Raw genomic sequence first — 13,017 nt, forward strand, 5'->3', positions numbered from 1 at the left:
CTTTTGCAAGAATTTTTATATTTGGTAGTTGATAATAGCCGGCAATGATAGGTTCCACCGAGCTGATCGCAATCCTTATCGCTGCCCTCTTCCTCTTCGGGCCCCAGAAGCTTCCCGAACTTGCAAGGTCTCTCGGAAGTGCGGTAGGGGAGTTCAAAAAAGCCCAGCGGGCTGCGGAACTGGAGCTTACGGATTTTGACGCCTACACCCGGAGGCCCGGACAGGACGCGGACCCTGAAGAACGCGGTGAGGATGCGAAAAAGAAAGAAAAGGAAAGCAGAAGTAAGGGTAGTATAAATAGGGAAACAAAGGCAAATTCCGGCCTTGGAAGCGTACTGGAATCAAAGTCTTCCCTTCCTGAACAGCAAGAGCCAGAGCCTGCGAAACCTACAGAGAAGGTGTAAAAAACTAAAACCTTATCAAACGGGTTAAAATCCTGTAAAGCAGGTTAAAATCCTATAAAGCAGGTTAAAATCCTATAAAGCAGGTTAAAATCCTATAAAGCAGGTTAAAATCCTATAAAGCAGGTTAAAATCCTATAAAGTGGCTAAATCCTGATAGAGCGAGTTCAACAATTAGGGTACAGCAGGATGCTTGCTTATGGGGTACTTCAAAGGCAAACCCCTGGTTTATATTATGCGGTATTTTATAAAAACAGACCTGAAAATAATTATAAAATAAAAGCTTTATATAATAGAACAAAATCCTCATTCTTACTTAGACTTAAGTCAACTTATTCCAAATTATTCATGATAGCTTCTAAGTCAGTCTTGTGCTGCAAAAAACCTGCACTGATTGTTGACATATTCAAATAAGCCGTAAAACGTAAAGATCTGAGGTATAACCATGATTGGCGGGATAGGTCCCACAGAACTTATACTTATATTTGCAGTGATAATGCTTCTTTTTGGGGCAAGTAAACTTCCCGAACTGGCCCGGTCTATGGGAAGTTCGGTGGGAGAATTCAAGAAAGCTCAGAAGGAATCCGAACAAAACCTGAAGGAATTTGAGAAATCCATTAAAGAGCCAGCGGCGCCGAAGACCAAGGTCCAGGAAACCGCCGAAAAGCTGGGCATTAACATAAAGGGCAAGACCGACGACCAGCTCCTCGAAGAGATCCAGAAAGCTGCCGAAAAGCCCAAAGAAGTTTCCGAACCCTGAAAACCTTAACCCGTTTTCAATCCCTTTTTAATTTTCCTTTGATTTCCCTGTAGCTAATTTTTCTTTAATTTCCCTGTAGCTGATTTCCCTGTAATTCCATTCGGAGACTTTCATTTGCGGAGATTCGGGGGAGGTTTGAATGGTAGAGCTGGTTACCGAAGTAGATGAAAACGACAACTTTATTGGTCTAAGGCCCAGGGAAGATTTTTACACCGGAAAGCACATTCACAGGGCTTCCCATCTAATCCTCCTGGACAGCCGGAACCGAATGCTCCTGCAAAAAAGGGCACTTTCTAAGTTATGGTACCCGGGCAGGTGCACTTTCTCAGTAAGCGGTACCGTAAATGATGAGTCCTACGAAGACTGCCTGAAAAGGGAAATGCTGGAAGAAATAGGGATCTCCGTGCCCTTCAGGGAACTGTTCAGGTTGCCCTGCATCCTGAATGGAAAAGGAGGCTTTCATATGGTGTACCTTGGGGCCTGTTCCGATCAAAACGCAAGCATGATACGTCACGATCCCGAAGAGGCTTCTTCCGTGGAATGGGTGGGGCTTGAAGAACTCCGCTACTCCATTGAAGAAAAACCCGAAAACTATGCACCTGCGCTGAGGGCGGCAGTCCGCAGGTTCTTCGAGGAAGGCTGCTTGAGATATATTATTTGAGCAATTCTTTGGGCAGTAATTTAAAGAGCTATTTAAGCGGCTTTGTCGAAAACCTCTTTGAATCAGCTGTAAGAGGCTTAAAATAAACATGTAAAAGTACTGATCAGACCAACTGGTTTTGATCACCCAGTTTAGGCCAACCAGTTCAAATTAATAAGATTTAATTAGACAGGGCAACTGTAATTTCCCTGTTCAGTTATCCTTAAATACCTTTTTTCAATCTGCTTTTCAGGTACCGTTACTCTCACCGGTCGTCCCCGACGACCGGCCTTTCCATAAAGTATGGACAATATATGAATAAGTAAAAGAGTAGTCAGATGGCTTATAAGTGCATTGGGACAACCAAAAAAGTCATCCTGATAACTGGAAAGGTTATTGGGATGACCAAAAAGGGCATTCAGATGACCAATAAGTACACCCGGTAAAAGGAAAAAAATTGTAAATATTCGTATCGGGTTTTAATTTCATGATTTTTCTTTTGGTATCATGTTGAAACCAGAATGTCGAGAACATGATGTCGAGAACATGATGTCGAGAACATGATGTCGAGAACATGATGTCGAGAACATGATAGAAAATCAGAGTGAAGTGCTCTTTTTTCACCAGTTCTTTCACCAGTTTATTTTGCAAGCGGTCTTTCCTATTGAATTCGGAAAAGGCCGCCCGCTGATGCGGGCGTTGAGAGCCTCGGGAACGATATAAAGATAAAGACCGGCCTTAACTCTGGTCAAGAATTAACTACAACCTGGGGACCTTTTCCACAATAAAACAGGATTTCTACGGAGCCATTTAAACAGCTATTTAAGTGGTTTATATACCTAAAATGCCTGCCCCTCTTTCACGGCAGGTTTTTTCATTCGCGGCCGGGAATCTCATTCACGGCCTGCATACTTCCCAACTATGGGTATTTTTTCTCCGCACTTCGGGCAGGTCTTTTCGGGCGTGATCTCGTATTTTTCGACCTCGAAATACCCGCGGGAAATCAGGAGTTTTCCGCAGGAGGGGCAGTAAGTGTTGTTGTACTCCTGCCCGGGGACGTTTCCTACGTAAACATACTTCATCCCTTCCTCTTTTGCTATTTTGTGGGCGGTAACGAGAGTCTCAACGGGGGTAGGGTAGAGGTCCTGCATCTGGTACTGGGGGTGGAAGCGCGTGAAGTGGAGGGGAGTGTCAGGCCCGAGGTTTTTGTAGACCCATTTGGAAAGTTCCCTGAGCTCGTCGGGAGAGTCGTTGTGTTTCGGGATGATCAGGGTTGTGATCTCCACATGAATCCCGAGCTCCTTTGCAAGGATAGATGACTCAAGCACCGGAGCCAGTTTTGCGCTGGCAACGTCATGGTAGAACTCTTCCGTAAAAGCCTTGATATCGATGTTAGCAGCATCAAGCCTGGGGGCAATGTGCCTGAGGGCTTCAGGGGTCATGTAGCCGTTTGTCACGTAGACGGTCGCAAGGCCCGCGTCCTTTGCCAGCTTTGCACTTTCGTATGTGTACTCGTGCCAGATAGTGGGTTCGTTGTAGGTCCAGGCAACGGACCTCGAACCCGACATAAGTGCCCTTTCCACCAGCTCTTCGGGAGGGATGTCCCTGGTATAGGAATCTTCCACGCAGGTCTGGGAAATGGTCCAGTTCTGGCAGTGCTTGCAGCGGAAGTTGCATCCGACAGTCCCCACCGAGTATGCGTAGGAACCCGGATAGAAATGGTAAAGCGGCTTTTTTTCGATAGGGTCCACAGCTTCGCTGGAAACCGTGCCGTAAATAAGAGAATAAAGGTTACCTCCACGGTTTTCCCGGACCCTGCAAAATCCCCTCTTTCCAGGGGCGATTTTGCACCTGTGGGAGCAGAGCCCGCACTGTACTTTGTCAGCTTCGAGTTTTTCGTAAAACATGGCTTCGCGAATCACAACAATCCCCATAGATTGATTGTTTTTCAGGATAATAACGGTTACTGTTATAGATTTTATTCAGTTCACGGAAAAGAAACAGAGTGATCACTTTTTTACCTAAATTTTCTATAACCCAGTAATACGAAATCCATTAGAGCACATAGGAAAATGTTCAAAGCTCAATTCAACTTATCGAGATAACCGAGCTCCACATCATAGAAGAAAAAATCAACATCCTTTGCCAATTTTCCATATCTTTTCAGCCACTCTGCAGGAACACGTAGATCATTTCAGAATAGGAGGAATTTCTGTGCAGCAATCGTCTTTCGCCTTAACCTCTTCTTTTGATGCTCTTGTGCCTCTGGTCATATTTAGGCAGTAATCTCAGGTATTCGATGACTTCATTCTCTGAATCCACACCGTAAACTCTGTCATCCAGAACATCAGGGTATCTCGTTTTTGAATCGAGTTTCTTGTCCGCAACTTCTCCGCTCCAACCTTCTACCCTGTATGCTATAATCAGTCTTTTGAGCATCCATGCCGTGGCAAGTTCGGCCATAGTGCCTGCACCGCCACCAATAGCTACTATTGCGTCGCAGTTGAAATATGCATGTACTGAGAGTGAAAAAAGGACAATATCAAGAGATCCAAGAGAATACCTGATGGAGTATATGAGGGTTAAACTGAATACAGAAGAAGGAAAGGAACAGTATCAGAAAAGAATGTGTACTGTAGAACCTGTGTTTGGCCAGATGAAACAGGATAGAGGATTCAGGGAATTTCTTTTGAGAGGGGAAAGGAAGACAAAAATTGAGTTTGTTATGATGTGTACTGTACACAACATAAAGAAAATAGCAGATTTCATGAAGAGAGAAGGTAAAAACCTGAAAGAAATTCTGGAAATGATAACAGGAAGAGGAAATGAATGTTGGAGTAAAAGGGGAATTACTGCAGGAAAGGCAAGTCAGTTCTGTTGATCAATGAAAATCAATCTCTTCTTGTCGGAATGGAAATAAATTAGAAGGAAATATTACCCAATTGTAGAATTCAAATTGGTTTTGATACAGTCTGAGAGGTGTTCTTTTGATTTTACCCTCCTGTCAGCTCAGATTACACTCATGACATTTTCGGGATCTGAATTGTGTTCCTGGCAGATATTTTCCATTTCATTTGTGAAGCTAACTTTTATCGCAATATATGCATTATGAGCGAGTTTTCCAATCTCGGCATCCCTATGTGACATTTTGAGGATAGGAGTATCTTCTACCCACGAAAAGTAGTTTAAAACCTCTTCCACATCTTTATCCTCTCCACTGATCACCAATCTGTCCGGGCAAACAAACCACGTGAAATTGCTTTTTTCTTGCAAAAATTCGGGCATATAGACAAGTCGTAGGTAAGGATAATTTTTAACGGCTTTTTCCATAAATCCGATGCCTATTAAGGATCTCAAATTATCTCTGAAAATCGATGTTCTAATTTGAGAATCACTTCTCAAAGTAAGACTTCCCTATCAAAAATTTCATTTTTTAATTCAAAAAAGACCCATATTTCAAGCACGTTTTGTTGCTTGTACAACAAAAATATCAAATGTGAAGCAAAAAATCTATAATTTATCCACAGCTTCCGCTACCCTGCAATCGATTCTGTTTCTTTTATGAAAGTTAGAAGTACCTTCCAAAAGAATTTTTGTTTTTAACCTTATTTTGGAGTTCTGTGAGTACAAGTAGCTGATATGCTATGAAGTTCAAGAGAGAATATAGCTTCTTGCTTCCATTTCTTATTCTTCTGATATCGAATTTTACTACATCTTTTATATGACCATGTATCTTTTCACATTCAGCTCTCTTTTTGTACTGTTCATCAAAAGTTTCATCTCTAATGTTTTGGTTTCTCAGGTACATTCCGACCTGTTCTTCCCTTCCATTTTCGTATAGGAATCTGAGCTTGATCTCCATTGTTGCATGGACATCTCCACCGATTTTCCACATTTTGTTTACCCAATGATCGATTCGTTCCTCTTCCCCTTCCTGATTGATTACAGCATTGGATGCGTAGGAAATAATCGGTTTTGCGTTCAGGTGATACCATATGTTGGAATGGTTAAGGAATGAATCATAGCCTCCATCTGCAGAATATGATTCAACATCAGCATCCATCTTTTTTAGAGCTTCAATATGCCTGATAAGTTCTGGAGAATCCCCAGCAACTCCTTTTGTATGAGTCATAAAAACAGAGTAGGTTCCAATCATTGTGATGTGTGCCTTATCCATTTTGCATTCATAATGAGGATTGTAATCAGCGTATTTATCGTATCTTGAAGCTTCAAGCGGAGTGGAATCGATCTTAGCTTCCTTTTCCGAGGAGAGCTTGAGGATTTTTTCACCTAACAACATCATTACCTCATTGATTCCTTCCTCTCCAAGTCTGTACTTCACAAAATGATGAAGGGTTCCACCTGAAGGAAGTTTTATCTGGCCATTTTCATCAAAAAAAGATAGCAGAATAGCTTCTTCCTCAGTTAAGGAAGAAATGGTTTTATCATACGAAAGTTTCCTGAAACATTTCACAACAAAGAGTTTTATCATAGAAGAAACACTGTACTTAAAGTGCCAACTTTTGTTGGTATAAAAAGTACGTTCGACGTGCTTTGCAATATCGTCAATGCAGAGGAAGTATAGAAACTGGCAAATTGATGTGCTTTCTCTGCTCAGATAGTTTTCGAGGGAGTCCTCGAAGAGGACTCCTTTATACATCATACTTTTCTTTGCCATGAGAGCGGCCAATTTTATACTATATAAAGCCGCCGCTATCGAATAAAACAGATAAAACTGCCAGCGTTAGTGAAAAAAGGAATGGTTTTTTAAGTAAAAATTCTAATTTGAGAGCCTCCTATTGTGCTTTTGATTACAACGAGACCCTTATAAGAACTCAAAGAGAGTCGCGACAAAACATCATCTACACAACCACAATCCATTGGTCATCGGTTAAGGAAAAAATCGTTATCAATTGCATTGATTTTCATAAAATTTGTTAAATTATTCATCAAATGCAAAACTGGAATCTGATATCGATTTCAATTTAAACACTAAACATTTGGATTTGAGTTTTTCCGTCGAAATCGAGATCAGCAGCTCAAAATCCTTAACCGAATCCAAATGAACCACAATCAAGCCTTCCATCAGGACCTTCAGGTGTGGGCACACATATGAAAACCAATGAAGTCTCCAGAATATTTTCCCAAGGGTAAGCTTCTTTGATATCATAACCACAACATGGGTAATAATATTCAAATGCATGCTTAACAGCTTTACCAACAGCTCCAAGCCCTATTACATCAAATCTTTCCTCTTTATCCATGAAAGCCAGCACACAAACTACTCCTTTTTTGTAGGCAGTTTACTTTAGATTCAAAATGTATATGATTTCTAATAACAGCTACGCTCTGAACAGTCGAGTCATGTCATATACATATATAAAGCCCTTTGTTCAGACCGGTTAGTCCGCAAGTTAGAGAATTGATCTGCAGTTCAAGTTATCGTTTTTAATGGAAAATGTTACACTATTACTTTCTTAAGGGATATGAAAATAACATATTTGTGTAACAATAAGAACAAATTTGATTTTAGATCAGCAACTTCTGCCTGTATTTAAAAACTTAAGGATGCATATGAATTAGAAAAGTTAATTAGTTAGACAGTTTATACTTATATATAAGATTCAAATTTTGAAAAGACGGGTTATTCAACAATAGTCAGAACTTTAATTCTAAATATACAGGAGTTTCCTTTAATGAATATAATAAAAGGGATCGTTCTAACAACAATCACTTTCTTATTGATTGTGATAACAATGTCAGTTTCAGGATCTGCAGAAACGCTTCACGTTGGAGATGGTGTATTAGATTATACATCTATCCAAGTTGCTGTAAATGGTGCATCACCAGGTGATATTATTATAGTAAGTCCTGGAACATATACTGAAAATGTTGAAATTGGTGTAGATAACCTGACAATAAAATCAGAATCTGAAAATCCAGAAGATACTATTGTTCAAGCTATTGATCATTCTACTGTATTCCATGTGAAAGCGAATAATGTAACACTTGGAGGATTTTGTGTTGTAGGATCTGACAATATAAATTCTGCAGGAATTTATGTTGAAGATTGCAATAATTGCAATGTTACCAACAATAAACTATTAGATAACTGGTATGGCATCTATTTATCTTCGTCCAGCCACAACATGCTGAATAACAACAACGCAGATTCGATATCAGATTGCATCTATTTATCATTTTCTGACGACAATACATTGTATAATAACATAGCTTCAAACACTATGATTCGGAATGGCATTTATATATCCTATTCAAGCAACAACACGATACTTAATAATACAGTTTTAAAAAATGATAATGGCGTTTGTCTGACATTTTCTAATAATAATACGCTGATTAATAATACAGTGAATTATAACGAGGAATATGGAATTGTATCATATGGTTCTAATAACAACGTATTAAACAACAATAATGCTTCGAACAATTGGAAATCTGGGATTTATTTAAAATCGTCCACAAAAAACACAATAATCAACAACATAGCTTCAAATAACGGAAAATATGGCATATATCTATTGTCATCCGCGGATAATGTATTGAAAAATAATGTAATGTCGGGTAACTGTTATAATTTTGGATGTGAGGAAGAATATCACAATAATATTGATACAAGTAACGTAGTGGATGGAAAACGTGTCTACTACATGATTGGTGTATCCGACAGCATAATTGATTTTTCTTCAAATGCAGGCGTCGTATACTGTGTAGATTGTCAGAATATATCAATAAGCAACTTAATTCTCGAACATAATAATATGGGTATTTGCCTTTATAATACAAGTTATTCGAATATTGACAGTAACACAGTGAACTGTAACGAAAATAACGGAATTTTCTTGTATTCTTCAAGAAAAAACAAATTAAATAACAACACTGTGTTGGACAACCATGAAGGAATCTATTTACATTCTTCTGGCAACAATACGCTATCAAACAACGCAGTAGATTCTAACTCCTATAATGGCATATATTTAAACTCTTCTAAGAATAACATTTTAATAAATAACAAAGCTTCAAGAAACTGGTACGGCATTTATCTTTTATCAGCTGAGGATAACACACTAATAAATAACACAGCTTCAAACAACTGGGCATGTAGTGGAATATATTTACAACATTCAGACAATAATATATTTACATCCAACAAGGCAATATCAAACAATGAATATGGTATCCATTTATCTTCATCTAATAACAATTCGCTAAACAACAATACCGTCTCAAATAACCATGCCGGTATTTGCTTATATTCGTCAAGTAACAACATATTAAGAAATAATTCATTATCGAATAATTATCTTAATTTTGAATGTCGTGAAGATTACAACAATGATATTGACACCAGTAATACAGTAGATGGAAAACTTATTTACTACATAATTGGTGTATCCGACATTGTAATTGATTCTTCTTCAAATGCAGGTGTTGTGTACTGTGTCGATTGTCAGAATATATTAATAAGTCACTTAATTCTTGAGAGCAATTATGCAGGTATTTGTTTATATAATACAAGTCATTCAAATATAGATTTTAATACCATTTCTAATAACCAAAAAGGTATACTTTTATTTTCATCCAGTAACAACACACTGACCAATAATAATGTAATTTCAAACGATGGAGAAAGTGTCTATCTATCTACATCTAATAATAACATTCTAACCAACAACACGGTATCGAATAACCTTGACGGTATCTATATACATTCCTCAGGCAACAACACCTTGGACAATAATATAATAAATTCAAACTACCATTTCGGTATGTATTTAATGTCCTCCAGTAACAATAGGTTGATCGATAACATAGTAAATTCAAACCGTTATTTAGGCATCCAACTGGAAGATTCAAATAAAAATACGTTGACCAACATTACAGCTTCAAAAAATGGGTGGGGTATATTTTTAAGTTCATCCTGTAACAACACATTGAACAGCAATACTGCAGATTCAAATGATGATGGGATTCATCTACATTTTTCAGACAATAACACTTTGACCGGCAACCAGGCAAATTCAAACAAATATGTTGGTATTTATTTACTTTCTTCTGGCAAAAATATGCTGGACAACAACATGGCAAATACAAATGATGATGGCATCCAGGTGTCATCCTCCGACAATAATACTATAATCAATAACACCGCAAATTTGAATAAGGATTGTGGAATCGACCTTTACTTATCTAACAACAATACTTTAAGAAATAATACTATGTCAGATAACTATTATAATTTTGGATGCAAAGAAAGATATTACAATGAAATAGATACGAGTAACACAGTGGATGGGAAGCTTATTTACTACATGGTTGGTGTATCCGACATCATAATAGACCCATCTTCAAATGCAGGCACAGTGTACTGTATCGATTGTCAGAATATAACAATAAGTCATTTAATTCTCGAAAATAATAGTTTAGGCATTTGTCTTTATAACACAATTTATTCTAAAATTGATAGTAACATACTAAATTCTAACGCAGATAACGGAATTTTTTTGTCCTCTTCAAGATACAACACGCTAAATAACAACACTGTATTGCAAAACTATGCTGGAATCCATTTACATTCTTCACAGAATAATACGATAACTAACAACATTGCTTCAAATAACAATAATGGCATCCGTTTATTTACCTCTAACGAAAATTCATTAATTGACAACGTAGTTTCAAATAATGCATATGGTATCCAACTATCTTCATCCAACATAAACAAAATGGCCAACAATACTGTAAATTTGAATCAGGATGGAATCTGTTTATTTACTTCTAACGAGAATTCATTAACTAATAACACAGTTTCAAATAATACATGCGGAATCCGACTCTCTTCATCCGAAATAAACATGCTGGTCAATAATACTGTAAATTTGAACATACATACAGGCATTTCTCTAAGCTTTTCAAGTAACAATCTCATCTTTAACAACTATTTTAACAATACAAGGAACGTAATAGTTGATACACTGATAGATAAAAGCAATATCTGGAACACCACAAAAACATCCTGCACCAATATAATTGAAGGTCCATACCTTGGAGGGAATTACTGGGCAAATCTCGAAGGTACTGGATTCAGTCAGACGAATGCAGATGAAGATGGTGACGGAATATGTGATTTAGATTATGTTATTTCTGGAAATAACATCGATTATTTACCATTGGCACCATTAAGCTATGAAAGTATTAATAAAGCACCTGTTTCCAAAATTATTTCTATTGATCCGAATCCAGCAGATGAATTTGATCTTGTAAGTTTCATAGGTTCCGGCTATGATTTAGACGGTTATATCACCAAGTACAACTGGACTTCAACAATTGATGGGTGTTTAAGTACAAATGAAAATTTTAGTACTTCAAATTTGTCAACAGGAAATCATACAATTTGTTTTACTGTTCAAGATAATGAAGGTGTGTGGTCAGACGTTGACACTCTTGACATAATAATTACTGGGATCATTGAAGACATCACCAGTAAAAGAAATAGTGGGGGCTCTTCCTCAAGCGGAGGTGGAGGAGGAGGCTCTCCAGAACCCCAGAGCAACGTCGAATTCAAGGAACTTTCTCAGCAGTTCATTGCAAACGAAAAACACATCAAGTTCCAGTTTCCACAGGGAGTAACCTGTATAAAATACATCGAATTTGACTCAAAGCGGACTGTTGGTAAGACAACAACCATTGTTGAGATGATAAAAGGAAAATCTGAACTTGTTCCTACCCTTCCCCCTGGAACTTTATACAAGTGTGTGAACATATGGGTTGGAAACAGTGGAACTGTGACTCAAGAAAATATGGATAACGGGATTATATGTTTCAAGGTTAAAAAGACATGGATTGAGGAGATGGGCGCTGACACTACATCAATTAGTATGTGGCGGTACGGTGAAGAAGCTTGGTCTGAACTTAATGTAATAGTAGTCAATGAAGATGATGATTATGTGTACTTCGAAGCTGAAACTTCAGGATTCTCGTCCTTTGCAATAATTCTTGCAGCTGAAGAAATATCAGGGGCAAAAGCTGAAATTAGTCAGAAGCTTCCAGAAGAAGGTTCTGAGACATTATACTCTGAATCAGATATCGAAAAAACAAGTACAGATGAAAAGCCAGAAGGCGTCCCTGGATTTGGCTTAGAACTTACAATAGGGATCATCTCGACTACATACTGTATATTTAAGAGAAAATCATAAGCCCAAATAGAATTATGTTTGACTGCAGTTATTCAACTGCAGTTTTTTCTTTCATACATACGGGATTTCAAAAATCTTCTGTAGAAAGTACAATATGGCTATGCGATCAAAGTTTTCAACTTTTTGGCTTTAACTCAATTTTTCCAGCCCAAAAATCAGAAAACAGAATATATGCTTAGATTTTTAAATTTCTACATAGCAAATTACATTTCATATAAGTATTTTTATAAAATTGTCGAACGATTTAAAACCTTTTATAAGTGATTAGGGAAAAATGATACTATTATGTGGCATGTGAATTATGTGGCATGTGAATTTTTTTAATACAAAATAGTAAAAAAGTATGACTAATGGTGTAAAAACATGCCACAAATCCAGAGAAAAAACGGAGAAAAAGCGATTACTCATCCAAATAGAACATGGCTTCGCGAATCACAACAATCCCCAGTTAGAGATTGTTTTTTTGGGTAATAACGTTGCCGTTAGAGATTTTTTCATTTAGACTGAAAGTAACAGAGATCTATTTCTTAAGAAATTCCCCCACCGCCGGTACCAGAGGACCCTTCAAATTCAATAATTTTGCAAGAAATATGAGCACACAATCCGGATTTTTATATAGATTGTCCATATAAATTTTGAAACTACTTTATACTACAGTCAATAGATATAATTCCGGATGTATTGTGGGGAAAAAACATTTGATACACCCTTTAAGTCTTCTCTTGTCAAGCTTGGGTTATTCCTGATCATAACAGGTTTACTTTACATAATCAGCCTCGAGAACTACCTTCTCTTTCGCATCGTGGTAAATCAGTTTAACGTCATAATCGCTTACATGGTTTTCATAATAGTATGGAAATCAAAAGTCATTTCATGCGTCATCGGTTAAGCGTTAGACAAGCATCCCGGTGTGTGTTTTTATATTAACAAACTTAATAATAGTACGTCTATGTCGCCTCATCCCCAATCTACTCTCGAAGACTCTCTTCGGGAAATGTT

General features: G+C 37.7%; 8 protein-coding genes and 2 pseudogenes. 5 read left to right on the forward strand and 5 right to left on the reverse strand.

All coding sequences use genetic code 11. The annotated features are described in order from the left end of the window. Positions 1 to 44: 44 nt before the first annotated feature. The 3 genes and pseudogenes from FTO70_RS18060 to FTO70_RS12695 all read left to right on the forward strand — a co-directional run. Positions 45 to 206 (forward strand): annotated as a pseudogene (locus FTO70_RS18060) (twin-arginine translocase TatA/TatE family subunit); the annotation flags it as partial. 640 nt (positions 207 to 846) lie between these two features. Further along, positions 847 to 1,161, forward strand: coding sequence for a twin-arginine translocase TatA/TatE family subunit (locus tag FTO70_RS12690; RefSeq protein WP_255336123.1), 315 nt, complete (start codon positions 847 to 849; stop codon positions 1,159 to 1,161). A gap of 139 nt (positions 1,162 to 1,300) precedes the next feature. Beyond that, entirely contained in the window at positions 1,301 to 1,822 is a 522-nt protein-coding gene (locus FTO70_RS12695; protein ID WP_255336124.1) for a Nudix hydrolase, read from the forward strand. An 872-nt stretch (positions 1,823 to 2,694) separates the two neighbouring features. On the opposite strand, the gene amrS is transcribed toward FTO70_RS12695, so the two are convergent. Then, entirely contained in the window at positions 2,695 to 3,735 is a 1,041-nt protein-coding gene (gene amrS, locus FTO70_RS12700) for an AmmeMemoRadiSam system radical SAM enzyme (protein ID WP_255336125.1), read from the reverse strand. Positions 3,736 to 4,036: 301 nt separating this feature from the next. After that, entirely contained in the window at positions 4,037 to 4,264 is a 228-nt protein-coding gene (locus tag FTO70_RS12705; RefSeq protein ID WP_255336126.1) for a hypothetical protein, read from the reverse strand. 40 nt (positions 4,265 to 4,304) lie between these two features. Here FTO70_RS12705 and FTO70_RS12710 point away from each other — a divergent pair. Beyond that, a pseudogene (locus FTO70_RS12710) lies at positions 4,305 to 4,682 on the forward strand (transposase); the annotation flags it as partial. Positions 4,683 to 4,810: 128 nt separating this feature from the next. Here FTO70_RS12710 and FTO70_RS12715 read toward each other — a convergent pair. The 3 genes from FTO70_RS12715 to FTO70_RS12725 all read right to left on the reverse strand — a co-directional run bounded on the left by FTO70_RS12715 (position 4,811) and on the right by FTO70_RS12725 (position 7,077). Then, the gene (locus FTO70_RS12715) at positions 4,811 to 5,131 is read right to left on the reverse strand and encodes a hypothetical protein (protein WP_255336127.1); all 321 of its coding nucleotides are present in this window, start codon (positions 5,129 to 5,131) and stop codon (positions 4,811 to 4,813) included. 238 nt (positions 5,132 to 5,369) lie between these two features. Beyond that, the gene (locus tag FTO70_RS12720) at positions 5,370 to 6,479 is read right to left on the reverse strand and encodes a transposase (protein ID WP_255336128.1); all 1,110 of its coding nucleotides are present in this window, start codon (positions 6,477 to 6,479) and stop codon (positions 5,370 to 5,372) included. Between the two features lie 370 nt (positions 6,480 to 6,849). Further along, the gene (locus FTO70_RS12725; RefSeq protein WP_255336129.1) at positions 6,850 to 7,077 is read right to left on the reverse strand and encodes a hypothetical protein; all 228 of its coding nucleotides are present in this window, start codon (positions 7,075 to 7,077) and stop codon (positions 6,850 to 6,852) included. A gap of 420 nt (positions 7,078 to 7,497) precedes the next feature. Here FTO70_RS12725 and FTO70_RS12730 point away from each other — a divergent pair, with 420 nt between their 5' ends. Continuing rightward, positions 7,498 to 12,018: a NosD domain-containing protein gene (locus tag FTO70_RS12730; RefSeq protein WP_255336130.1), complete on the forward strand. Its 4,521-nt coding sequence runs from the start codon at positions 7,498 to 7,500 to the stop codon at positions 12,016 to 12,018. The last annotated feature ends 999 nt before the right edge of the window (positions 12,019 to 13,017 follow it).

Origin of the sequence: Methanosarcina sp. KYL-1, assembly GCF_024372725.1 — an archaeon.
Lineage (GTDB): Archaea > Halobacteriota > Methanosarcinia > Methanosarcinales > Methanosarcinaceae > Methanosarcina.

Bases quoted from the DNA above. Each gene is read 5' to 3' on its own strand.
- FTO70_RS12690 (WP_255336123.1), top strand. From the start codon at position 847: ATGATTGGCGGGATAGGTCCCACAGAACTTATACTTATATTTGCAGTG.
- FTO70_RS12695 (WP_255336124.1), top strand. From the start codon at position 1,301: ATGGTAGAGCTGGTTACCGAAGTAGATGAAAACGACAACTTTATTGGT.
- amrS (WP_255336125.1), bottom strand. From the start codon at position 3,735: ATGGGGATTGTTGTGATTCGCGAAGCCATGTTTTACGAAAAACTCGAA.
- FTO70_RS12705 (WP_255336126.1), bottom strand. From the start codon at position 4,264: ATGGCCGAACTTGCCACGGCATGGATGCTCAAAAGACTGATTATAGCA.
- FTO70_RS12715 (WP_255336127.1), bottom strand. From the start codon at position 5,131: ATGGAAAAAGCCGTTAAAAATTATCCTTACCTACGACTTGTCTATATG.
- FTO70_RS12720 (WP_255336128.1), bottom strand. From the start codon at position 6,479: ATGGCAAAGAAAAGTATGATGTATAAAGGAGTCCTCTTCGAGGACTCC.
- FTO70_RS12730 (WP_255336130.1), top strand. From the start codon at position 7,498: ATGAATATAATAAAAGGGATCGTTCTAACAACAATCACTTTCTTATTG.